The sequence below is a fragment of the Psychroflexus planctonicus genome (assembly GCF_014640195.1).
Taxonomy (GTDB): domain Bacteria; phylum Bacteroidota; class Bacteroidia; order Flavobacteriales; family Flavobacteriaceae; genus Psychroflexus; species Psychroflexus planctonicus.
Window position 1 is genome coordinate 140,880 of record NZ_BMGM01000007.1, and the last position, 23,700, is coordinate 164,579.

General features: G+C 34.7%; 18 protein-coding genes and 1 pseudogene. 13 read left to right on the forward strand and 6 right to left on the reverse strand.

The features are described 5' to 3' along the window. Positions 1 to 74 precede the first annotated feature (74 nt). From IEV72_RS09140 to IEV72_RS09160, 5 genes are all read right to left on the reverse strand, one after another. Positions 75 to 698, reverse strand: coding sequence for a response regulator transcription factor (locus IEV72_RS09140; RefSeq protein ID WP_188458792.1), 624 nt, complete (start codon positions 696 to 698; stop codon positions 75 to 77). After that, positions 695 to 2,530, reverse strand: a complete 1,836-nt coding sequence (locus IEV72_RS09145; RefSeq protein ID WP_188458793.1) for a tetratricopeptide repeat-containing sensor histidine kinase — start codon at positions 2,528 to 2,530, stop codon at positions 695 to 697. The genes IEV72_RS09140 and IEV72_RS09145 overlap by 4 nt, the downstream gene beginning before the upstream one ends. Further along, entirely contained in the window at positions 2,469 to 3,086 is a 618-nt protein-coding gene (locus tag IEV72_RS09150; RefSeq protein WP_188458794.1) for a hypothetical protein, read from the reverse strand. Before IEV72_RS09150 ends, IEV72_RS09145 begins: the two co-directional genes overlap by 62 nt. A 677-nt stretch (positions 3,087 to 3,763) precedes the next feature. Continuing rightward, a complete protein-coding gene (locus IEV72_RS09155) occupies positions 3,764 to 4,939 on the reverse strand; it encodes a M14 family metallopeptidase (protein ID WP_188458795.1) in 1,176 nt (391 codons plus the stop codon). Continuing rightward, positions 4,932 to 6,803 carry a CBS domain-containing protein gene (locus tag IEV72_RS09160; protein WP_188458796.1) on the reverse strand — a complete coding sequence of 624 codons (1,872 nt, stop codon included), beginning with the start codon at positions 6,801 to 6,803 and terminating at the stop codon, positions 4,932 to 4,934. Before IEV72_RS09160 ends, IEV72_RS09155 begins: the two co-directional genes overlap by 8 nt. Before the next feature lie 664 nt (positions 6,804 to 7,467). Between IEV72_RS09160 and IEV72_RS09165 the strand changes: the two genes are divergently transcribed. The 7 genes from IEV72_RS09165 to folB all read left to right on the forward strand — a co-directional run bounded on the left by IEV72_RS09165 (position 7,468) and on the right by folB (position 15,763). After that, positions 7,468 to 8,145, forward strand: coding sequence for a succinate dehydrogenase cytochrome b subunit (locus IEV72_RS09165; RefSeq protein ID WP_188458797.1), 678 nt, complete (start codon positions 7,468 to 7,470; stop codon positions 8,143 to 8,145). Positions 8,146 to 8,154: 9 nt separating this feature from the next. Then, positions 8,155 to 10,158 (forward strand): fumarate reductase/succinate dehydrogenase flavoprotein subunit, encoded by a 2,004-nt coding sequence (locus IEV72_RS09170; RefSeq protein ID WP_188458798.1) that lies wholly within the window; start codon positions 8,155 to 8,157, stop codon positions 10,156 to 10,158. 10 nt (positions 10,159 to 10,168) lie between these two features. Continuing rightward, positions 10,169 to 10,918: a succinate dehydrogenase/fumarate reductase iron-sulfur subunit gene (locus IEV72_RS09175; RefSeq protein WP_188458799.1), complete on the forward strand. Its 750-nt coding sequence runs from the start codon at positions 10,169 to 10,171 to the stop codon at positions 10,916 to 10,918. Positions 10,919 to 11,112: 194 nt separating this feature from the next. Then, complete coding sequence (locus IEV72_RS09180) at positions 11,113 to 12,255, forward strand: methionine aminotransferase (protein ID WP_188458800.1); 1,143 nt, start codon at positions 11,113 to 11,115, stop codon at positions 12,253 to 12,255. 144 nt (positions 12,256 to 12,399) lie between these two features. Next, positions 12,400 to 14,277: an ABC-F family ATP-binding cassette domain-containing protein gene (locus IEV72_RS09185; protein ID WP_188458801.1), complete on the forward strand. Its 1,878-nt coding sequence runs from the start codon at positions 12,400 to 12,402 to the stop codon at positions 14,275 to 14,277. A gap of 318 nt (positions 14,278 to 14,595) precedes the next feature. Continuing rightward, the gene (locus IEV72_RS09190; protein WP_188458802.1) at positions 14,596 to 15,369 is read left to right on the forward strand and encodes an O-methyltransferase; all 774 of its coding nucleotides are present in this window, start codon (positions 14,596 to 14,598) and stop codon (positions 15,367 to 15,369) included. A gap of 37 nt (positions 15,370 to 15,406) precedes the next feature. Beyond that, complete coding sequence (folB, locus tag IEV72_RS09195) at positions 15,407 to 15,763, forward strand: dihydroneopterin aldolase (protein WP_188458868.1); 357 nt, start codon at positions 15,407 to 15,409, stop codon at positions 15,761 to 15,763. Positions 15,764 to 16,109: 346 nt separating this feature from the next. Here the strand turns inward: folB and hemA are convergent, their stop codons facing one another. After that, complete coding sequence (gene hemA / locus IEV72_RS09200; RefSeq protein WP_188458803.1) at positions 16,110 to 17,369, reverse strand: glutamyl-tRNA reductase; 1,260 nt, start codon at positions 17,367 to 17,369, stop codon at positions 16,110 to 16,112. Between the two features lie 191 nt (positions 17,370 to 17,560). Between hemA and IEV72_RS09205 the strand changes: the two genes are divergently transcribed. From IEV72_RS09205 to IEV72_RS09225, 6 genes and pseudogenes are all read left to right on the forward strand, one after another. Beyond that, a complete protein-coding gene (locus IEV72_RS09205; protein ID WP_188458804.1) occupies positions 17,561 to 18,448 on the forward strand; it encodes an AraC family transcriptional regulator in 888 nt (295 codons plus the stop codon). A 112-nt stretch (positions 18,449 to 18,560) separates the two neighbouring features. Then, a complete protein-coding gene (locus IEV72_RS09210; RefSeq protein WP_188458805.1) occupies positions 18,561 to 20,363 on the forward strand; it encodes a GNAT family N-acyltransferase in 1,803 nt (600 codons plus the stop codon). Positions 20,364 to 20,395: 32 nt separating this feature from the next. Next, positions 20,396 to 20,674: pseudogene (locus IEV72_RS13665) on the forward strand (transposase); the annotation flags it as partial. A 169-nt stretch (positions 20,675 to 20,843) separates the two neighbouring features. After that, the gene (locus IEV72_RS09215; RefSeq protein ID WP_188458806.1) at positions 20,844 to 23,018 is read left to right on the forward strand and encodes a S9 family peptidase; all 2,175 of its coding nucleotides are present in this window, start codon (positions 20,844 to 20,846) and stop codon (positions 23,016 to 23,018) included. Continuing rightward, the gene (locus IEV72_RS09220; protein WP_188458807.1) at positions 23,018 to 23,236 is read left to right on the forward strand and encodes a hypothetical protein; all 219 of its coding nucleotides are present in this window, start codon (positions 23,018 to 23,020) and stop codon (positions 23,234 to 23,236) included. The genes IEV72_RS09215 and IEV72_RS09220 overlap by 1 nt, the downstream gene beginning before the upstream one ends. Then, entirely contained in the window at positions 23,223 to 23,690 is a 468-nt protein-coding gene (locus IEV72_RS09225) for a DUF6036 family nucleotidyltransferase (RefSeq protein WP_229731854.1), read from the forward strand. The genes IEV72_RS09220 and IEV72_RS09225 overlap by 14 nt, the downstream gene beginning before the upstream one ends. Positions 23,691 to 23,700: the final 10 nt, after the last annotated feature.

A 23,700-nucleotide genomic window follows, 5' to 3' on the forward strand; every position in this document is an offset into this window, starting at 1 on the left:
TATCTCTAATTTCTCATATCTCATCTCTATTTACATTTGCTATGGTTATTTTAGGCGCTTTATTTTACATTCATCTAAAAATCATATTTCCGTTCCAATGCATAGCGCAGCAATTCTCCTTTTCCTTTTAAACCTAGAATTCTAGCCATGTTTTTACGGTGTGTATCTACGGTGTACACCCCAATATACAATTCGTCTGCAATTTCTAGGGAAGTTTTCCCTTGGGCAATTAATTGTAAAATTTGGTATTGCCTTCGGGTTAAAAGTTGATCTCGATTGGCCATCGGCTCTTCTTCTATATTGGGAATACTAATTTGTTCATCGAAATAGGAACTACCATCATTAATGCTTCGGACAGCGGTAAGCAAATCTTCTAACGTTGCATTTTTTAAAATATAACCGTCGGCACCTGCTTTGAGCATTTGTTTCACCGCATCTTCTTGGTCAAACATGGTAAAGACCAAAATTTTGGTTTGTGGAAATTCTTTTTTAATTTTTTTAGTGGCTTGTATTCCATCCAATTTGGGCATTCGGATGTCTGTAATAACTATATTGGGATTTTGGTCACGCACAAACTGCAGTAGGGTTTCGCCATCGTTTGCGGTTCCTACAAATTCAATATCGGTTTCTTTTTTGAGATGAAGCTGAATTCCATCTACCAAAGACTGATGATCGTCTGCTATGGCTATTCGTATCATAAGGGAAGATTTATAATAATGGTGGTTCCTTTGTTTTTTTCAGATTCAATAACCAATTTACCGTCTAATAAAGCAACGCGTTTATCGATACTGCTCAGTCCCATTCCGGGATTGTTTTTTGTAACTTGACTTGGGTTAAATCCAACTCCATTGTCTTCAACCATAATATTGATGTGGTTTTCATGCGAAGTAAGATGAATGTCAATTTCAGAAGCTTGACCGTGTTTTATCGCGTTGGTCATGAGTTCCTGAAGAATTCTGAATAAAGTGAGTTCTACTGAATTTTCCAAACGTTGGTTAAAGTCAAAATCATATACATTAATTTGCAATTGGTGGTTGGTTGAAGCTTTTGCAGCCATGTTTTTCAAAGCTATACTCAATCCTTGTTTAGCTAAAACACCTGCATTTTTAGCATGCGCAATGCTTCGTATTTTTTGGTAAGCTTCTTCTAAAAGCGAATTGGTTTTTTGGTAAAGTTCTGCTGATGTTTTCGGATTTTGCAAGGAGCCAAAATGCAGTTTTATAGTGGCCATCAAACTGCCTAAATCGTCATGTAAATCGTTGGCAATGCGTAGGCGTTCTTTTTCTTGTCCTTCTACCAAAGCGTCAATCGATTTCAGTTCTTGTTCTTTTAATTGGTTAACGAGTTTTTGCGTATTGATTTCTTGTTGTTGCTTCACCAGTTTTTGTCTTCGTTTGAAGTTAGAAAAGCCCAACACCAAAATAATTCCACCTAAAAAAATACTGCCTCCCAAACCATAGGCTATATTTCGGTTTTGAATTCGTTTGGCTTCAATTTCTAGATTGTCTGCCCGCAGTTTTTCGTTGTTGTATTTTTCTTCAATATTGGCAATGTTGGAGTTTTGTTCCTTTTGGTTGATGAGTTGGTTAATTGAATCGTATTTATATAAATAATCGTATGCATTTTCCCAATCGCCTTTATAGTAAAAGTTTGCATCCATATTCGAAAATAAAATGCGTTTGCTTTTTCGATTAAAATCTTCTAAATCCATCAATTCAGCTTTACGGTAAAAATTCAAAGCTTCATCGTATTTCTTTAAATCCCTGTAGGCATTGCCAATATTGTTATACAAAGCAAATAATTCGTTTTCTCTTTTATTTTCAGTTTTATCTAAATCGTATAATCGTAGTGCTTCTTTAAAATAAACAATAGCCGAGTCATTCTTTTTATAATCAACGTTGTATAACGAACCAATGTTAATATTAAATCTATACATGGATTGAATACTGTCTAATTCTACTGCTAAAGCTTTGCCTTTAAAAAAATAGGTTTTGGCAGAATCGGACTCGTCTTTTTTGTAAAAATCAACGCCTTTATGGTTATAGTAGCGCATCAACCATTTTTTAGAATTGGTCTCTTCGGCATATTGCTTAATTTCGTTTAAATAAAATGATTTATCAATTTCCAATCCTTGCTGACTGCTCAAGAGATCATAAATACTTGAGTTAATTTGTGCAACTTGTTCTAAATTATTCTCATTAAAGTAAATATCCTTTGCTGTTTTATAATAATCCAAAGCCTTGTCTTCTTGGTTTAATTTTTCAAAAGCTTTCGCATAAATGGAATATAAATTAGCTAAGGAAGGGTTTGGTAAATCATCAAATTGAGCTTTATCAATTTGCACAATAGAATCGTAGTTTTTTTGCTGATATAGCTTTTCAAATTCAGCATAAGAAACACGAGGAATTACTTGACCAAAGCCACTAAAGGCAAAAGCCAAAAAACCAAAGACACAATATGTAATTGTCTTAACCACCAATAATGATATCGCCGTTTTTGCTGTTCGGTTTAAGAACTTTACGTATTGCATCCCAACAGCTTTTAGCTAAATAGTCGGTTCCGTCTTCTTCAATGCATTTTCTTAATGCATCCAATTCATTTTTTTCAATGGCTTGAGTTGAATTGATGACAATTACTTTTAGTTTTTGGTGTTTTTGAAGTTTTGTAATATCAAGATTTAAGTCAGTTAATTTTTGTTCTACCGAAACTATATCTTTTATAACTGAAGAATCAATGCTTGTAGAATCAGTCAAGCGAACAATTAAAGCATTGATGTCTTTCGATGAAATATCTTCTGATTGCATTATATTAAAATCTTTTGAAGAAACAGGAATGTGCAATTGAAGTAGATCTTCCTGTGTTGAAAAAGCACCCAAAGGCTGAAAAACTTCGTAATTTTTTTGAAACTCGTCTAAACTTTTAGTTTCAGTTGAAGCATTTTGTGCTTCTAGTTTGGCCTTAACTTCTTTTAATTCTTGTTGAAGTTGTTCAAGATCAGTATTGGTTTGTGTTGTATTGTTGCAACTGAGCAAAACCAATATAAAACTCAAGTATGCAACCAACATTTTAGTTTTCGAATTTGCCATGATTTCTGTTTTAAGATTAAAGGTAAATATTTTTTTTAATATAAGGTTTTGATTATCAGGTTTTCATATTGAAACAAAAGATTATTAACTAATGAAATCCAACATTCCATTAAAAAACACCACTCCATCTTTTAAACTGAAGTGGTATTTTTCAGGCTAACTGCTATGGTAATTTTATTTTATGCATTAGGTTTTACCAAACCTAACTACTCATGCAAGTAACCCAAAAATAACACGCCTGTAAATACCTTATATTGGGTATTTTTAAGCTAAACAACAATTGGTAAATAAGTTAGCTGAAAAAATAATATCAACTTGAATATCAAAAGTCGTTAAGAGCAGAATTGGTTTTCATAATTTATAGTGCTAGGTAATTTGAATCATTCCGATTCCGAAGGCTCGAGAATGGAGAAGTGATGAACTAACCTGAGTTCGATCTATATATCATTGTATTTCAATTAATTAACCTATATACAATACTATTTCGACATAATAACACCCCTATAATCCCCTCCAGGGGATATTTTCACTACAAGTATCCTACCTTGAGAGATGACTAAAGAGAGTGTGTATTGATTTTCAATACTTTATCATTTTTTTAATCAAATTCAGGTAACTAGGAAATAAAGAGAAAATAAATGAGCTGTATAGCGATACCTGAAGCGCTATAGACGCACTTAAGAAGTGCGCTCAACATCTTGATAAGGACTCTTAAACGAATGTAATTTTGGAAGTGCGTTTAGTTTTTGCTCTTGTTTGGTATAGCATATATTTTGATAGTCTAACTCCAAGCTTTTGCGATAACCCAAAGCAAACAAGAAGCGTTTGGGAATAAATTTTTCGATGGCCTTAGGAATGCTAATCGTGTAAAAGTTAATTTTTTTAATTCCCGGTAAAATTGTCAATATATTCTCGAAATGAAGATTCCTTAAAATCCGAGCTACTTTTAGTTTAAAACGATTGATTTGTTGCACGTAAAAAAAGCCATCTTCTCCTTTTCTTTGGTACAAGGGCATAAATATTTGAAATCCTTTGGGTGCATAAATGCCTTCATCATTTAACCGAGCAATGCGTTCTCCTTTTTTTAGCTTTTGAAAATTTACATAATTACCACACATTTCAAATTGATCTTGTGGTTTTAAGTCTTGTCTAAAAACCATTTCAAAATAATGCGCTTTTTTGGCTTTAAAAAAGCTTTTAGAAATGCCTATTTTAATTAAATTTTCAGAAGTTACAATTCCGGTGTGATACAAGGTTTTATAACAGAATTTTTTAATTTCTTCAACCGAGTTTTCGGCATAATGCTCGCCACCTTCAAAAGCAAGCGATACATGTCCTAAGTCATTTAAAAGATTCAATAAAGCACCTTCAATAAAGCTTTCTACATTAAAAATTACGGGATAACCTAAATCGCTAACAAATGCTCTATTGTTTAAAGCATCATTCATAACAATAAAGGGTTTTGTTGGTCCAGATGTGGTATGCAAATCTATACAGTAAACCTGCGATTGAGCTTGCTTTAGAATATCGTAAATTGTTTTGTACATAGCGGTTAACTCAGCGTATTCGCTTACCTTGTTTTCGCGGGTTGCTTCTGCAAAATGAGATGTTGTCCAAATGCGGTTTAAATCTTTGTCTATAAACCTGTTTTCTTGCAGGTAAGCTTCTTGATTTCCAAAAACAGCATACAAGTTTCCCTGTATTAAATCTGAATGTTTTTCTATTTTTTCAAAAAAAGATTGCAGTGCTAAATAACCTGCTCTTTCGTTACCATGAACGCAACAAAAATAAATAATGGTGGGTAATTTGGAATCTTTATATACTGAAGCTATTAAGCGCTCGGGTTTATGCATCTATAGAAAATTGATTAAAATGATCTGAAGTTACAATTCCCACAAGTTTATCGTCTGCAAATACCGGCAAAATGGAAAGTTGATGCGTATTCATTAACTCTTTGGCTTCGATGAGCTCTACATCAGGACTAACTTTTATAACATTAGACTGCATAATGCTTTTAACCGATTTAGATTGATTACTGCTCGATGAAACAAAATTCAAATCGCGCAAATTTACAATTCCTGTAAGTTGATGCTCATTATTTTCTACTAAAATTTGTTGTACATTATTCCAATTCATCAAATGTTTCAGGATAAGCACAGGGTCGTTTTCATGAACAACTACCAACTCATTTGTCATGACGTCCGAAACTATAAAGTCGGTAACATGGCAAGGCTTTTTATTAATATTGATGTTTCGCCATAAATGAGCAGGAATATCTTTCTTTTGATTGATAAGCATTTGCTGAGTTAAAAAATAAGCCGTTCTTCTTTTGGTGAAGTGTTTTTTTAGTCGGTTATAATTGGTGCTCATCCATTGTGAACCCGTTTTTCCTTTTTTCACCCTCAAGCGAACAATTTCTAAGTAAAATTGAATTTCTTCATCAGGAATACCACATTTTTTTAATCCTTGTTCTGCCATAGGAAACAATTCGTTTAGCAATAGCTTTTTGGCAGCAATTCTCTTTCCAAACCAATTAAATTGTGTATTTACTCCATGTTTTGCGGCTTTATAAAAATTTTGTCGAGCCGACTTAAAATTCATCATTTCGGGTAAATTTTTATATGCATCAGGCATTGCATTCATCAAACCTACCCAAAAAGCAACATTGGCTACTTCATCAACAAGTGTTGGCCCTGTGGGAATGTAGCGGTTTTCTATGCGCAAGTGTGGTTTCCCTTCACTTACTCCATAACACAATCTATTCCATTTGTAAATATTCCCATTGTGCATGGCCAATGCTTTCAATTTGGGCGGCTTCCCTTCGTTTAAAGCTTGAGAAGACTCTTCATCTACATCGGCTGTAATTAATAATGGATAATGCGAAATATCATCTTTAAAAATTTCAGAAACACACTCTTTTACCCAATCGTTTCCAAAAGTTACTCTGGGACGTTGCTCTCTCAATAAATAAAGAGAATTTCTAGAATCTACGGTTTGTTGAAACAAGGCAATCCGGGTTTCGGACCACAGTTCTCTCCCTAATAATAAAGATGAATTGGTACAAGCGGCTAGAACAGGTGCTGAAATCATCTGCGCCCAATTGTACTTTTCTTTAAATTCGCCCGGCTTCAATTGCAAATGAATCTGAAAACTGGTATTGCAACTTTCTGCAAGAATTGAATCGAGTTTCATAATTAACTCATCTACTCCCGAAATACGTATTTCAAAAGCATCTTCTTTTCCTTGTTTTAAAATATCGTTCAAAATTTTATAACGTTGGTAGGGCGTAATATTTTCAATATTAAAATCTGAACGCTCAATGGTAGGTAAAATTCCTGCTAAAGGGAAATGTACATCAAAGTCTTTAGATTTTTCTTCTAAATAATTTAAATGTGATTTTAAACGCTTGTGCATTTCTTTAAAAACACCCGCTTTTAGTGCCAAAGGCTCTAAATTTATTTCTAAGTTAAACTGAGATAATTCTGTAGTAAACAAATCACTTTCAAGCTTTTTTAAAATATCTAGCGATTTGCATGTGGGTTTCATTTTGTGATCTACAATTGCTAATTCTTGCTCTGCTCCTATTCGTATTTCATCCTTAGGAAACAACTCGTTTTTGAGCATATAATCTAAGGTTTCAATATCTTTTAAAAGATGGTAAGTAAAGGCTTTTCTAGCTTTTACATCTACCGTTGTGTTTATGCTTTTTCCAGACATAATTGCTTATTAATAAATACACTAATTCAAAATAAGTGATTTATTAACAAATAACATATCATATTCTTGTTTTTATTTACAAAATATATCATTTTTAATATTTTAAAATACGCTTGTTAGCTTGAAAATTACTTATTCATTCGTTGTGTATTATGAGTTAAAATAGATAGTATAATGTCAGCCTGCCTGCCTGACTGTTCAATCAAACTTATTCGAACCTCAGAAATTTTGTGATTTCATGTAATGAGAAGTGACAATTAAAACAAAAATTTTCATCTAAACTAAGCATCAGCTTCTTCCCTTCCATTTAGGGAAGGGTTAGGGTTGGGTGTAAACTAACATGCAAAAACACCCTTTGTCTCTCGGCATTTCCCTTAAGGGAAAAATTTCAATCAAACTTTTTCATTAATAGTAAAAGCAGTAAAGCTATTTGAAAGTAGCTAAAAAAACAAATTACATAAAGATGTCCTTTGTAGTGATTTTAAATTTTGAAACTAATTAAAATGGTAATAAACTCTAGATTTTATGCATTTAGGAATTTATTTAAGCGGACTAAACTTCAGCATCACTTAAATCTATTCTAAATAAGTGCAAAATGATAGTTTGTGCTTGTATTTGACTTCCATCCGCTGTATTTTTGGTGAAATTTTTAAAAAAATTATTCATGGGAGGAATTAAATCTTCTATTGCTCGAAAAGTTGCTATGGCTTTATCCGGATTGTTTCTGGTTTTGTTTTTAGCGCAACACTTCACCATCAACTTTACATCGGTGGTTAGTCCAGATACCTTTAATGAAATTTCCCAGTTCATGGGAACGAACTTTCTTGTTCAGGCAGTACTTCAGCCTATTCTTATTTTTGGAGTAATTTTCCATTTTGTAATGGGTTTTATTTTAGAAGCTAGAAACCGAAGCGCTCGAAGCATAGGTTATGCCAAATTTGATGGCAATGCCAATTCGCCTTGGGTTTCCAGAAACATGTTGATTTCTGGAATTGTAGTACTTGCCTTTTTAGGTTTACACTTCTACGATTTCTGGGTACACGAAATGCAAGTTAAATACCTTCAAGGAGATATGAGCGGTTTAAATGAAGCTGGAGAGTTTCGCTATTACGAAGAAACCGTAGCTAAATTTGCAGGTCAACCCATTCGCGTAGCTATTTATGTATTTTCATTCATCTTTTTGATGTTACACTTATTGCATGGTTTTGCTTCCTCATTTCAAACCATGGGAGTTAATAATAAGTACTCTAAAGGAATTAGGACTTTTACCAAAGCTTTTGCAATTGTAATACCAATGGGCTTTGTGTTTATTGCTATCTTCCATTATCTTAATAATTTATAATTAAGTATTATGTCAATATTAGATTCAAAAATACCAAGTGGTCCAATTGCAGATAAATGGACTAAACATAAAAATGAAATTAATCTTGTAAACCCAGCCAATAAACGAAATATCGATGTTATTGTGGTGGGAACAGGTTTGGCAGGAGCTTCTGCTGCTGCTACCTTAGCCGAATTAGGCTACAATGTAAAAACATTTTGTTTTCAAGATTCACCACGACGTGCGCACTCTATTGCAGCACAAGGTGGAATAAACGCTTCTAAAAATTATCAAGGCGATGGCGATTCAGATTACCGTCTTTTTTACGATACCGTAAAAGGTGGAGATTATCGTTCTCGTGAAGCTAACGTATATCGTTTAGCTGAAGTTTCTGGAAACATCATCGACCAATGTGTTGCACAAGGTGTTCCTTTTGCTAGAGAATACGGTGGATTACTGGATAATCGTTCGTTTGGTGGAGTATTGGTCTCAAGAACTTTTTACGCCAAAGGACAAACAGGACAACAACTTTTATTGGGTGCTTATTCAGCGATGAACCGCCAAATCAATCGGGGTAAAATTCAATCTTTTACACGCCATGAAATGATGGACATTGTAAAAGTAGATGGAAAAGCCCGTGGAATTATCGCTAGAAACTTAGTAACTGGCGAAATTGAACGCCATTCTGCTCACGCTGTAGTTTTGGCTTCTGGGGGTTACGGAAACGTATTTTTCTTATCGACTAACGCGATGGGAAGTAACGTAACTGCCGCTTGGAAAGCACACAAGAAAGGAGCTTTCTTTGCCAATCCTTGTTACACGCAAATTCACCCAACTTGTATTCCCGTTTCTGGAGATTTGCAAGCGAAGTTGACCTTGATGTCAGAATCGCTTAGAAATGATGGTCGAATTTGGGTACCGGCTAAAAAAGAAGATGCAGAAGCCATACAAGCCGGTAAATTGAAGCCAACGCAAATTAAAGAAGAAGATAGAGATTACTACTTAGAAAGAAGATATCCTGCTTTCGGAAACCTAGTGCCACGTGATGTAGCTTCTAGAGCTGCAAAAGAACGCTGTGATGCTGGTTTTGGCGTAAACAAAACAGGTCAGGCAGTGTACTTAGATTTTTCTAGTGCGATAGAACGCTACGGAAAAGAAAAAGCATTTAGCTCTGGCAAAAAAGATGCTTCAAAAGAAGAAATCATCAAATTGGGTAAAGAAGTAGTGGAATCTAAATACGGTAACTTATTCGATATGTACGAAAAAATCACCGACCAGAATCCTTATGAAACGCCAATGATGATTTTTCCTGCGGTGCATTATACCATGGGTGGACTTTGGGTAGATTACAATTTAATGACTACCATTCCGGGTTGTTATGCAACTGGAGAAGCCAACTTTTCCGATCACGGTGCTAACCGACTTGGTGCATCGGCTTTAATGCAAGGTTTGGCTGATGGTTATTTCGTTTTACCATATACTATTGGTGATTATCTTTCAGATGATATTCAGACAGGAAAAATCCCGACCGATTCAAAAGAATTTGATGAAGCCGAAAAAGAAGTTCGCGACTTCTTAGATAGACTGATGAACGTAAAAGGGGAAAAACCTGTTGACTACTTCCACAGAAAATTAGGTTTAATTATGTGGAACAAATGCGGAATGTCTCGTAATGAAAAAGAATTAAAAGAAGCAATTGAAGAAATTGCTCAACTACGTGAAGAATTTTACAGCAATGTACGTATTCCGGGCAAAGCCGAAGGAAGAAATGCAGAGCTAGAAAAAGCAGGAAGAGTTGCCGATTTCTTAGAATTAGGAGAGCTTTTCGCAAAAGATGCTTTAGATAGAAACGAATCTTGTGGCGGTCACTTTAGAGAAGAGTACCAAACTCCAGAAGGAGAAGCCTTAAGAGATGATGAAAACTACCGTTATGTTTCTGCTTGGGAATACAAAGGTGAACCCAAAGATGCAGTTTTGCATAAGGAAGAATTGATTTTCGAAAATATTGAATTGAAAACTAGAAGCTACAAATAAGTTTATAACTATGAAACTTAATTTAAAAATATGGCGTCAAGAAGATGCCAAGACAAAAGGAGAATTTAAAAACTATCAACTTGACGAAGTTCATGGAGATATGTCCTTCTTAGAAATGCTCGACGTACTCAACAACGAGCTCATCGAAAATGGAAAAGAAGAACCCATCGAATTCGACCACGATTGTCGTGAAGGAATTTGTGGGATGTGTTCGTTACAAATCAATGGTGAAGCGCATGGTCCAGACCGTGGAATTACCACTTGCCAGTTGCACATGCGGAAATTTAAAGATGGTGATACCATTGTTATCGAACCCTTTAGAGCAAACGCATTTCCAGTTGTTAAAGACTTGGCAGTAGATCGTTCGGCATTCGATCGTATTCAACAAGCGGGTGGATTTATTTCGGTAAACACATCAGGAAATACCCAAGATGCCAACAGCATTCCAATAGAAAAGGAAAATGCAGATTTGGCATTCAACGCAGCAACTTGTATTGGTTGTGGTGCTTGTGTAGCAGCTTGTAAAAATGCAAGTGCGATGTTATTTACATCTGCAAAAGTTTCACAATACGCATTGTTGCCACAAGGTGAAATTGAAGCTACCGACCGTGTTTTAAACATGGTAGCACAAATGGATAAGGAAGGTTTTGGAAACTGTACCAACACTGGGGCTTGCGAAGTAGAATGTCCCAAAGGAATTTCTTTAGAAAACATCGCTCGACTAAATCGTGAATATTTAGCAGCAAGCTTAAAAGGATAAAATCTCACTAACATTATAAATTAACCCTTATTCATTTCGAATAGGGGTTTTTTATTGCTAAATTGAAAACAAAAACAACTTAGCAAATCTTTGCGTTATGTTCTTTGCGTGCTTTGCGTGAAAAAATTATCATAAGTTTGAAATGTCTATTGGTTTAACAAAATACATATACCATTTTAAAACACACACACAAAATGAAAAGTATAACTTCAAAACTCCCACATATTGGCACTACCATTTTCACAAAAATGAGTAAACTCGCTCAAGAACATAATGCTATCAATTTATCGCAAGGGTTTCCCAACTTTGAAGCAGATTCCAAGCTATTGGAAATGCAAAACCAAGCCGTCAAAAATCACCGTAATCAGTATGCGCCACTTTCTGGCTTACCCAAATTGAATCAAGCTGTATTAGACAAAGCCAACTCCTTATACGGAAGCAATTATGCTGAAGATGAAATCTGTATGACCGCTGGAGCAACGCAAGCCATTTTTACCAGTTTAGCGGCAAGCATTCATCCCGGCGACGAAGTCATTATGCTGAAACCCGCCTACGATTGTTACGAACCCGCAGTAGCATTATTTGGCGGAAAACCCATTCCCATTGAAATGAAAGCACCAACTTATGAAGTAGATTGGAATGAAGTGCAAGACAAGGTCAGTTCAAAAACAAAAATGATCATGATCAATTCGCCGCATAATCCAACGGGCAAGGTTTTTTCTGAAGCAGACATGCAAGCTTTAATCCAAATCGTAAAAAACACCAACATTCTCATTTTAAGTGATGAAGTCTACGAACACATGACGTTTGATGGAAGACCACATTTAAGCGTAGCCAAGTACCCTGAACTGCAATCCAGAAGCTTCCTGACGGCTTCATTTGGTAAAACCTTTCATGTAACGGGTTGGAAACTGGGTTATGTTTTAGCACCGAAATTATTGATGAAGGAATTCAAAAAAGTGCATCAATACAATGTATTTTGCGTGAATCATCCAATGCAAGTCGCTATAAGTGAATATATAGCAGATAAAAACACCTATTTGAATCTGCCAGACTTCTATCAAAAAAAGCGAGATCAATTCTTATCATTGATTCAAAATTCCCGATTTGAATTTACTCCAAGTGAAGGCACGTACTTTCAAATGGCGAGTTACAAAAACATTTCAAATGAAAAAGACACCGATTTTACCTTGCGCTTAATCAAGGAATTTGGTTTGGCAGCCATTCCCGTTTCCGTTTTCAATAAAGATGAAAAATGTAGAAAAATGATTCGTTTTTGTTTTGCTAAAACTGATGCAACGCTAGAAAAAGCTGCGGAGATTATCAACCGTATTTAATTTATGAAGCTCATCGAAATTTGCAATTTCGATGTAACAATCATAATAGATAAATGGCAACTTCAAATTTCACAACTTCCATTCAACTTCAAATGATAAATTTCGTTTGCAAGCGAAACTTCCCTACTTTCGCAAAAAAAAACATTGAATTACGTTTCAGTAGAAAATATAGGTAAATCCTATGGAATGCTTCAGCTATTTAGCGGGGTTTCCTTCGGAATTAACCAAGGACAAAAAGTAGGTTTTGTAGCCAAAAACGGCTCAGGAAAAACCACTTTATTACGCATTCTTGCCGGAAAAGAATCGGCTGATGAAGGCCAAGTGAATTTCAGAAAATCATTAAAAGTCGGTTTTTTAGACCAAGAACCCGATTTGGCACCAAACTTAACGGTTGAAGAAACCATTTTTGCTTCAGATAACGAAGTGCTTCAAGTGATTCGAGATTACGAAAAAGCGCTTCAAAATCCAGAAGACGCAGAAGCGTATCAGGATGCTTTCGAGAAAATGGACAGCCTGCAAGCTTGGGATTTTGAAACCCAATATCAACAGATTTTATCTAAACTGAAACTTACCGATCTGAACAAAAAAGTAGGTAAATTATCAGGTGGTCAAAAGAAACGCTTGGCTTTGGCCAACTTGATTTTAGGTAAACCCGATTTGCTGATTTTAGATGAGCCAACCAACCACTTGGATTTGGAAATGATTGAGTGGTTAGAATCTTTTTTTGCTTCCGAAAACCTGACCTTGTTTATGGTAACCCACGACCGCTACTTTTTAGAACGGGTTTGCAACCACATAGTTGAATTGGATGAAGGGATTATTTACAACTACAAAGGAAACTATTCGTATTACTTAGAAAAAAGAGATCAACGTCTGGAAACCGAAGCCGTTGAAACCAGCAAAGCCAAGCAATTGTACAAAAAAGAATTGACTTGGATGCGGCGTCAACCCAAAGCGCGAACCACCAAATCTAAAGCGCGAATTGGGGATTTTGGCGACATTAAAGAACGAGCTCACAAACGCAGAAAAGACCACGAAGTAGAGCTAGAAATAAACATGGAACGCATGGGCACGAAAGTGGTCGAGTTGCATCAAATTGGTAAATCTTTTGATGAAAAGCAGCTATTTAACCAATATTCTTATAACTTCAAACGTGGTGAACGCATTGGCATCATTGGCAAAAACGGAACGGGGAAAACTACTTTTTTGCATATTCTTACAGGTAATTTAGAACCCGATACGGGGAAAGTTGTTCATGGCGAAACCATCAAGTTTGGCTATTATACCCAAGGTGGAATCAAACCCAAAGAAGGACAAAAAGTAATTGATGTTATTCGGGAATTCGGGGAATACATTCCTTTACAGAAAGGAAGAAAAATTTCAGCCCAACAACTTTTAGAACGCTTTTTATTCGACCGAAAAAAACAATACGATTTTGTTGAAAAATTAAGTGGTGGTGAACGGAAACGCCTGTATTTATGTACTATCTTAATTCAGAATCCAAACTTTTTAATTTTAGATGAACCTACCAACGACTTGGATATTGTTACCTTGAATGTGTTGGAAAACTTTCTCTTGGACTTCCCAGGTTGCTTGATTGTAGTTTCACACGACCGTTATTTTATGGACAAAATTGTAGATCATTTATTTGTGTTTGGCGAAGGTGAACAAGGCATTTCTGATTTTCCTGGAAATTATTCAGATTACAGAGAATACAAAGCTGAAATAGATGCGCTTCCAAAAGAAAAACCTGAAACACAACCACAAAAAACAGAAACCAAATCTGAAAAAAAGAAGGATTCGAACAGTAATTTGAGCTATAATGAACAAAAGGAATTCAAAAAACTAGAACGGGAAATAGCTGAATTGGAAAAGAAAAAAGAGAGTTTACAAAAGAGTTTTTTAGAAGAATTGGAAGCCGAACAAATCAAGGAAAATTCCATAAAACTAGAAAAAACCAACCAACAAATTGAAGAAAAAACAGAACGTTGGTTTGAGCTTTCTGCACAATTGGAAGAATAGAAGAAGACATTGTGTTGTCCGTGACTTTGTGGTAAAAATGAAAAAGAATATACAAAACGATTTTCCAAAATGAATTCGATTATATCATATTATTATTAAAAATATTAATTTTAGTTTTGTTGTAAAAACACCCCTAAAATCCCCTCAAGGGGATATTCATATCTAATTTCCTCCCTAGAGGGAGGATCTAAGGAGGGTGTTTACTCTAAATCTGTAATTTAATTGCTTTGTTAAATTGAACTCAGGCTGCAAAGTATTCATCATATTTTTTTATGTAAAACCTATAAATTTTAAACCTTAAAATATAAATCTTTTACAATGTGGTTTCAAGTTAAAGAATACATTCGGTTTTTGTGCACTTCCAATAATCAACACGGAATCCATTCGCCTTTTGTGTATCAACTAATCACCAAATGCTTTTACGATAAAACCAAGTATCCCGCTTACTTCAAATGGAAAAGCATTCAGCAAGCTTACTTAATATCTTCATCTACCTTTGTAATGAAAGATTTGGGCGCAGGTTCACGTGTATTTCAAAACAACAAACGCAAAGTTTCGGCGGTTGCTAAAAATGCTGGAACAACTTACAAACGAGCTAAGCTGCTCTATCGGTTATCCAATTATCTGAACATTAAAAATGCTTTGGAATTAGGCACTTCTTTAGGTTTGGGAAGCATCGCCTTAGGATTGAATGAAAAGCTTAAACTTACCACACTTGAAGCCTGTACTAACACATCACAATTTGCAAAAGATTCAGCTGAAAGCCTGAATTTGAAAAACATTCAATTTGTCAATGCTGATTTTGAAGCTTTTCTGAAAACAATTCCTTCAACTAAAAAATTTGATTTGATTTTTGTTGACGGAAACCATCAAAAAGAAGCTACCTTAAGTTATTTTGAAGCTTTACTGAAGCATGTACATAACGATAGCATTCTGATTTTTGACGATATTCATTGGAGCAAAGGAATGAAAGAAGCTTGGTTGGAAATGATTGCGCATCCGAAGGTAAAAGTAAGTATTGACACTTTTTTCTGGGGAATGTTATTTTTTAGAAGAGAACAAGTAAAAGAAGATTTTAAAATTCGAGTTTAGGTTCAAGCTAAACTAGTAAATTTGTAAAAAAATGAAATTGGATTACATTTCCTTAGAAAATATTCGTTGTTATTCACATCACGGTTGCTTACCACAGGAAACCAAAATAGGTAGCGATTACCGTGTAGATTTAGAAGTAGAAGCTGATTTAAGCATTTCAGCCAAAAGCGATTTGCTAAAAGACACGGTAGATTACGTACACCTCAACAAAATTGTAAAAGAAGAAATGGATATTCCTTCTAAATTGTTGGAACATGTAGCCAACCGCATTTCCAATCGCATTTTAGACGAATTACCGAGCGTTCAAAAATTACATGTGCAAGTAGCTAAAATCAATCCACCATTAGGCGGCGATGTGCAGTCGGTGAAAATTGGATTGCGTAAGAGCAGGTAAATTAGAAAATGTCATTACACAAAACTCTCACTGCACTGTCATTCCGATGGAGAAGCTTTTTCGCTTCGACGAGGAATCTCATGGTTTGTAGCTGTTAGCTTGTAGCTTTTTACTTTGTTGTTCAGTAAATTCATAAAACTACTTCTGCACTGTCATTCTTTAAAATTTGCAAAGCAAATTTTTACGGAATCTCATGTTGTCGCCTTAATTTTACTTTCACCCCGCACTCTGATGCGGGTTCTCATACCTATGGAAACGCTGAACAAGTTCTTAGTAACTTCATAACTAAAAACGAACAGATTCCGCATCTGCGTGCGGAATGACAGGTTTTTTTTGGGTGTGTTATTTACTCTTTTTCAGTCAAAGCTAAATTGAACACTTTGTTGAGCAATTCCACACTAGCTTCGGTGGAACCATTTGCATTTCTTAGGTGAGCTGCAAAACTTCTAGTTATTTTGTGAATAATTCTATCGCTGATGATTTCAGCTTGAGCTTCATCAAAATTCATCATTTTTTTACCTTGGTAATCCAACTCTTCCACTTTCATCAACTCTAATTTTTCCTTTAAAGCTTTGATGGTTGGGGCAAATTTTCGAGTAGAAAGCCATTCGTAAAACTCAGCTTTTACTTCTTCAATGATGTGTTCAGCTTGTGGAATAAATGCTTTTCTTTTTTCTAAAGTTTGATCGGTAATTTTAGATAAATGATCCATGTGCATTAAATTCACATTGGATAAATCCGTTACATTTTCATCTACATTTTTAGGAATGGACAAATCCAAGACCAAAAGTGGTTTCTTGGTAAAAATCAATTCCTTAGTAATGGTAGGATGTTGAGCACCCGTAGCCACAATTAAAATATCAGCTTTGCGAATTTCCGCTTGCAAATCTGAAAAATCTTTTACCGTTAGATTAAACTTTCCTGCAATTTCTTCGGCTTTATCTTTGGTGCGGTTAATTAAGGTAATGTGCTTATTGTGCGTATGTTTTACTAAATTTTCACAGGTATTTCTTCCAATTTTACCGGTTCCAAAAAGCAAAATATTTTTACTGGATTTAAAATCGATTTCCTGTAAAATGTATTGAACAGAAGCAAAAGAAACCGAAGTAGCTCCTGATGAAAGTTGGGTTTCATTCTTAATTCTGCGACTGGTCTGAATAACAGCATTGAACAAACGCTCTAAAAATGCGTTAGAAACTTCGTGTTTTTTAGATAAAGCAAAAGCAGATTTCAACTGACTGATAATTTCGAAATCACCTAAAATTTGACTGTCCAAACCGCCACCAACTCTAAAAATATGGTCAATTGCTCCTTGGTTTATATAAGTATATCCTACTTCTTCAAACTGCGCAAAACTTCCGTTGCTGTGTTTGCAAAGCAAATCGATAAGGTGTTTAGCTTCATCAGCAAAACCGTATAATTCAGTGCGGTTACAGGTAGAAATAATAGAAAGTGCTTCTAAACCCAATTGTTTTGCTTCTTCTAATAAAGCATTTCGCTGAGCTATGCTTAAGCTAAATTTACCACGCACGATGGCATCTGCCTTTTCATAACTTAGTCCAATCGCAAAAAAATGTTGATGTTTAGAAACGTTGTACGCTTGCATTCAAAATAATTTGACGCAAAAATAACAAGGAAGTTTACTTTAAAATAACGCTAAAAGTTCTTTTTGTGTTGTTTGAAGTCTTTTCAGTAAGAAAATGATAAATATCATCAAAAATCGCTACTTTTGTAAGCTTAGCAAGGCTTTTGAATACACTTAATTAGATTCAGTCTAAATAAAAACGATGTTAAAAAATGAGTATTAGTAAAAAAAATATCGCTATAGGTTCAGACAATTTTATTGAAATAGAAGATGGTTTTCATATTCTTCAAGCACAAAACAATACGGATGATTATCAATGTATTAACCATTTAGCTGACAAAGAAATTATTCAATTTCATTTTTGTGTGAAGGGGAAAATAAAATTCAACTTTAATCAGGGAGGTTACGCTTTGCATACCGAAGAAGACCAATCTTTATTGTTATACAATCCTATGAAAGCGCTTCCTATCAATTTAGAAATTTATCCGAATTCTTGGTTTGTTTCCGTGTTGGTTTCCGTAAAAAAATTACACACGATGTTTTCTTCACAAGCCAATTATATTGATTTATTAATGGAAGAAAACCGAGACAAAAAGTATTACAAAGACGGAGAAATAACACCTGCAACTGCTGTAGTATTAAGCCAGATGCTGAACTTCAACTTGCACAGCTCAGTAAAAAACATTTACCTTAAAGGAAAAGCTTATGAACTCATCGGCTTGTATTTTAATCAACCTGAAGAAGCCAACGTAGAACAATGCCCGTTTTTGATAGATGAAGACAATGTGCGAAAAATTAAATTAGCTAAAGAAATTATCATACAGCGCATGGTTGACCCACCTAGTTTGAACGAATTGGCAGATGAAGTGGGCTTGAGTTTGAAGAAATTAAAAGAAGGTTTCAAAGAAATTTATGGCGAAACCGTTTACGCGTTTTTGTTGGATTACAAAATGAATTACGCTCGAAAACTCTTAGAACGCGGACAAAAGAATGTAAATGAAATCGGTTTAAGTGTGGGCTACAGCACAGCAAGTCATTTTATTGCGGCATTTAAAAAGAAATTTGGAACCACACCAAAAAAGTATGCGCAGAATCCTTAATGGCTTCAAATTTTGACTTTAGCCTATTTCTAGGGTTTTGTATTACATAATCTTAGTTTAAAGAGTTTCATTTATAATTTTCCTATCTTAGCCAGTCAACCAAACCACAACCATGAGTATCCTTACTTCTAAAGAAGTCGCACAAGCAATTGGTCTTGAAAAGCTTGGGACATTAGGCAATGCCATTGCTAAAAGTATAATGCATCTAACTAAAATTACAGATGTAAATAAAATTTATAATAAACATGCACATTTAGAAGGTATTGCTTTTATCGATGCGGTTTTACTAGATTTAGGTGTGCAATTTGAAATTCCTGAAAAAGACTTGAAACGCATTCCTGCAAAAAACGCTTTTGTAACCGTTTCTAATCATCCTTTAGGTGGTGTTGATGGGCTAATTTTGTTGAAAATCTTATTACTCACGCGTCCAGATTTTAAGGTAATCGCTAATTTTTTATTGCATCGCATTCAACCATTGGAGCCTTATGTTTTGCCTGTCAATCCTTTTGAAGACAAAAAAGATGTAAAAAGTAGCGTTTTAGGCATCAAAAAAGCCATTGCTCATGTTCAAGGAGAACAAGCCTTAGGTATCTTCCCCGCAGGTGAAGTTTCTACACACCGACAAGACAAAAAAATAGTAGATAAACCGTGGTCTAAAGAAGCAATGAAACTGATTCAACGTTTGAATGTTCCGGTTTTACCTATTTATTTTCATGCTAAAAATTCCAGTCTTTTTTATCAATTAGCTAAGGTTTCAGATCAATTGAGAACAGCTCAACTTCCAAGAGAAATTTTCACTCAAAAACACCGATCCATTAAAGTGAGAGTGGGAAACTTGATTCAGCCTAAAGAACTTCAAGAACATAGCGATTTAGATGAATTAACACACTTTCTGCGAACCAAAACCTACATGCTCGCCAATGCATATGAAAAAAAGCGTTTATTCGATGCACTTCCAAAACAGATTAAACTTCCCAAAACACCAAAAGACATCATTCAAGAAGGAGCTCTAGAGAGTTTTATTGAAGAAGTAGAAACTTGTAGGGCAGCTGGAAAACGACTTTTGGAAAGCAATCAATATGAAGTTTTCTTGGCTAAAAAAGAATGGATTCCTAATATTTTAGTTGAAATTGGTCGCTTACGGGAAATCACCTTTCGTTCTGTTGGTGAAGGCACCAACTTGGCTGTAGATTTAGATAAATACGACGAATATTATCACCACATGTTTTTATGGGATAATCAAGCCCAAAAAATTGCAGGAGCCTACCGAATGGGTTTAGGTGTGGAGATTTTTAAAAAACATGGAATTAGTGGTTTTTACCTCAACGAATTATTTCGATTTGAAGAAGAATCTCATGAAGTAATGCGTAAATCTATCGAAATGGGACGTGCATTTATTACCCAAGAATATCAGTTAAAACCCATGCCATTATTTTTGCTTTGGAAAGGAATTGTACATTGCACTATTCGATTTCCAGAGCACAAATATCTGATTGGAGGAGTCAGCATCAGCAATAAGTTTTCGAATTTCTCCAAATCCATTATGATTGAGTTTATGAAATCGAATTATTACGACCCGTACTTGGCTCAATTTATTAGAGCTCGAAAGGAATTTAAAGTAAAATTGAACGATGAAGATAAAGACTTTGTATTCAACAAAACAGAAGCCGATTTGAATAAATTTGATAAAATCATCGATGAAATTGAGCCTAAAAACTTGCGTTTGCCCGTACTCATCAAAAAATACATCAAACAAAATGCACGTGTAGTCGCCTTTAATGTAGACCCGCTTTTTAATAATGCTGTAGACGGATTGATGTACATTCGAGTAAAAGACCTACCCGAAAGCACAGTTAAGCCTGTTTTAGAAGATTTACAAAAAGAATTGGAAAGAGAAGCAAAGAAGAAAGCCTAAAATGAAAGTTAGCACAAAGCTAGCTTTGACAATTAACAGAAAATAAGCAAGAAAGCAGAAAAGAGTGGATGCTGTGGATGTTTGAAAAATCTGGAAGCAATAATAGTAATGTAAAAAATAGGCAGTTTTGGCAGCAAAAAAATCACCCTATAGAAATTTGGTCTTTAAAGGTGTTTGAGTAAAAACTCAATTACATTCATAATAAACCAGTTAAAGCAGGCTTTGTTACCGATCCTATAGATTGGAAATACAGTAGTACTAGAAATTATGCTAATGATGACCATAGGGTTTTAGAAATTGATTTGAATTAGGTTTGTCGTATGATCGAGACGCTCGCACTAGCATTATGGTTTAGTAAAAAGTTAAATTAAATTCTCGTCAGTGCGAGCGTCATGCTCGTGCTTAAGAATAATTCAATTTAATGACGGCTAGTTTAGGTTTTTTTAGTAAAATTGAACTTCAAATTTATATTTCCTAAATATGTACAAAAAACAGGTTTGGTTTTACGTTCTTTTTATTGTTTCGTGTTCGCTTTTAGCACAAAAAAAACAAGTTAGTTTAGAAGACATTTGGGGCGGAACTTTTCGTGCCAATTATATGCAATCTTTACAATCTTTAAGCAACGGTACCGAGTACATTGTACAAGAATACGATCGTGCTTCAGCAGAAATGAAAGTGGAAGTTTACAACTATAAAACAGGAGAGAAAGTACGTACTTTGTTTTCTTCAAAAGACATGGATGGTTTACCTGGATTTCAAACTTTTTCGTTGAGTAAAAATGAAGATAAAGTGCTCTTGGGAAATCAGATTGAGCGTATTTTTAGAAGATCGACGAAAGGAATTTACCATGTTTATGATTTAAACACCAAAAAACTCACTCCCGTTTCTAGTGAAGTAATCCAATCTACACATTTTTCACCCGATGGAAAAAAAGTAGGTTTTGTGCTGGATAATAATCTATTTTACAAAGATTTAGTTTCAAATGAAAACATTCAGGTAACGGAAGATGGAAAAGTAAACGAAATTATCAACGGCATTACGGATTGGGTATACGAAGAAGAGTTTTCGCTAGTTCGTGCTTTCGATTGGAATAAAAATGCAACTCAAATTGCTTTTATTCGTTTTGATGAAGCCGAAGTTCCTGAATTTTCAATGGATATGTATGGCACCTATGGAAACGATTTGTACCCAAGCCAAGAAGTTTTTAAATATCCAAAAGCAGGTGAAGCCAATGCTGAAGTAAGTTTACATATCTACGATGTCGCTTCCAAAGAAACACACAAAATTGATTTGGGCGAATACGAATACATTCCCCGTTTGCAATGGACAAAAGATGCCAACACCTTAAGTGTGCAAACTACTAATCGGCATCAAAATGAAGTAAAATTGCATTTTGTAGATGCCAAAACTTACCAAGCCAAACCCATTTTAACTGAAGCTGATGAAGCTTACGTTGACGTAGATTTCGATTTAACCTTTTTAGCAGACAATAGCTTTATTTGGACAAGCGAAAAAGACGGGTGGAACCATATTTACCATTATGAAGCTGATGGAAAGTTGAAAAATCAAATCACCAAAGGAAACTGGGAAGTAACCAATTATTATGGTTATGATGCTGATTCAAATCGTATTTTTTATCAATCTACTGAAAACGGAAGTGTAAACCGTGGTGTGTATTCCATAAATGCCAAAGGAAAATCCAAACGCGAGTTAGCAACGAATGAAGGAACCAATTCAGCTTCATTTTCAGCTGATTTTACTTACTTTATCAATACATTCCAAAGTGTAGAACAACCTTCAACATACACCTTACATGAAGCTAAAAAAGGAAAGGAAATTCGCTTAATTGAAGACAATCAAGAATTGTTAGACAAAGTGAACGAGTATGACTTTTCACCTAAAGAAATTTCGACCATAGAAGTAAACGGAAACGAACTGAATATGTGGATGGTAAAACCTTCCGATTTTGACCCAAGTAAAAAATATCCTTTACTGATGTATCAATATTCAGGTCCAGGTTCGCAGTCGGTTGCCAATACATTTTATGGAGCCAACGATTATTGGTATCAAATGCTGGCCAATCAAGGTTACATTATCGCATGTGTTGATGGCCGAGGTACAGGTTTAAAAGGAAGAGATTTCAAAAAAGTTACGCAAAAAGAACTTGGTAAATTAGAACTAGAAGACCAAACCGAAGCTGCAAAAATTTTAGGCAACGAACCTTGGATAGATTTAGACAGAATTGGTATTTGGGGTTGGAGTTATGGTGGTTTTATGGCTTCTAATGCTATTTTTCAATCCAATGATGTATTTTCTACTGCTATAGCCGTTGCACCCGTGACGAGCTGGCGTTTTTACGATACTATTTATACTGAACGCTACATGACTACACCTCAAGAAAATCCTTCAGGTTACGACAGCAATTCGCCTATAAGTCATGTAAATAAGCTAAAAGGGAATTATTTACTAATTCACGGTGGTGGCGATGATAATGTACATGTACAAAATTCTATGCAGCTTATTGAAGCTTTAATACAAGCCAACAAACAATTCGATTGGCGTATTTATCCTGATAAAGACCATGGGATTTACGGTGGTAACACGCGTTTGCATTTATACAATTTAATGACTGATTTTTTATTGGAAAATTTATAATGGAAGTACGTTTTCAAACCAAGGAAGAAAGTAAAAAACAGCAACAGGAAGAATTTTTGAAACTTTCTGGTGAAGAACGATTTATGCAATTTTTGAAGCTATCCAGAAAAATCAATAAACTATTCCCGCCAAAAGATAAATTGAGTTTTGAAGAAAGAAATAAAGGTAATTTTTTGTTGATTCATAAAGATTTACAAGAAGATGATGAAATGGGGTGAAAATATTGAAGAGTTTATTTCATTAGCCAACAAAAATCAGGTAAAAATGATTATGATTGGTGGTGGGGCTGTTAATTTTCATGGTTATCAAAGACATTCAGCCGATGTAGATTTTTGGATTGATGTTACTGAACAAAATATGCAGCGATTAAAAAATGTTTTTAACGAAATGGGGTATGAAGTTGATCAATTTCCGAAGGAAGTAATGAATCAGAATCAAAATATTTCTATTAAATTTTCGCCTTATGATTTAGACTTGGAATTGATAACTCGATTTTCTATAAATAAAACATTTGAAGAAGCTTATAAAAAAAGTGATGAAAAAATAGTAAAAGGAGAAAAACGAATGTATTGGAGAGTTTTGAACTATGATGATTTAATTACAAGTAAAGTAAAATCTTCTCGCCCTAAAGATCTTCTAGATATTCAGCAATTAAAATTAAATAGAAAATAATACAACAAAC

What these genes read in the sequence shown, in the direction of transcription:
- IEV72_RS09160 (WP_188458796.1), bottom strand. Translation starts at nt 6,803, where the DNA reads ATGTCTGGAAAAAGCATAAACACAACGGTAGATGTAAAAGCTAGAAAA.
- IEV72_RS09145 (WP_188458793.1), bottom strand. Translation starts at nt 2,530, where the DNA reads ATGCAATACGTAAAGTTCTTAAACCGAACAGCAAAAACGGCGATATCA.
- IEV72_RS09150 (WP_188458794.1), bottom strand. Translation starts at nt 3,086, where the DNA reads ATGGCAAATTCGAAAACTAAAATGTTGGTTGCATACTTGAGTTTTATA.
- IEV72_RS09175 (WP_188458799.1), top strand. Translation starts at nt 10,169, where the DNA reads ATGAAACTTAATTTAAAAATATGGCGTCAAGAAGATGCCAAGACAAAA.
- IEV72_RS09225 (WP_229731854.1), top strand. Translation starts at nt 23,223, where the DNA reads ATGAAATGGGGTGAAAATATTGAAGAGTTTATTTCATTAGCCAACAAA.
- IEV72_RS09180 (WP_188458800.1), top strand. Translation starts at nt 11,113, where the DNA reads ATGAAAAGTATAACTTCAAAACTCCCACATATTGGCACTACCATTTTC.
- IEV72_RS09210 (WP_188458805.1), top strand. Translation starts at nt 18,561, where the DNA reads ATGAGTATCCTTACTTCTAAAGAAGTCGCACAAGCAATTGGTCTTGAA.
- IEV72_RS09220 (WP_188458807.1), top strand. Translation starts at nt 23,018, where the DNA reads ATGGAAGTACGTTTTCAAACCAAGGAAGAAAGTAAAAAACAGCAACAG.
- IEV72_RS09155 (WP_188458795.1), bottom strand. Translation starts at nt 4,939, where the DNA reads ATGCATAAACCCGAGCGCTTAATAGCTTCAGTATATAAAGATTCCAAA.
- IEV72_RS09140 (WP_188458792.1), bottom strand. Translation starts at nt 698, where the DNA reads ATGATACGAATAGCCATAGCAGACGATCATCAGTCTTTGGTAGATGGA.
- IEV72_RS09205 (WP_188458804.1), top strand. Translation starts at nt 17,561, where the DNA reads ATGAGTATTAGTAAAAAAAATATCGCTATAGGTTCAGACAATTTTATT.
- hemA (WP_188458803.1), bottom strand. Translation starts at nt 17,369, where the DNA reads ATGCAAGCGTACAACGTTTCTAAACATCAACATTTTTTTGCGATTGGA.
- IEV72_RS09165 (WP_188458797.1), top strand. Translation starts at nt 7,468, where the DNA reads ATGGGAGGAATTAAATCTTCTATTGCTCGAAAAGTTGCTATGGCTTTA.
- IEV72_RS09190 (WP_188458802.1), top strand. Translation starts at nt 14,596, where the DNA reads ATGTGGTTTCAAGTTAAAGAATACATTCGGTTTTTGTGCACTTCCAAT.
- IEV72_RS09215 (WP_188458806.1), top strand. Translation starts at nt 20,844, where the DNA reads ATGTACAAAAAACAGGTTTGGTTTTACGTTCTTTTTATTGTTTCGTGT.
- IEV72_RS09170 (WP_188458798.1), top strand. Translation starts at nt 8,155, where the DNA reads ATGTCAATATTAGATTCAAAAATACCAAGTGGTCCAATTGCAGATAAA.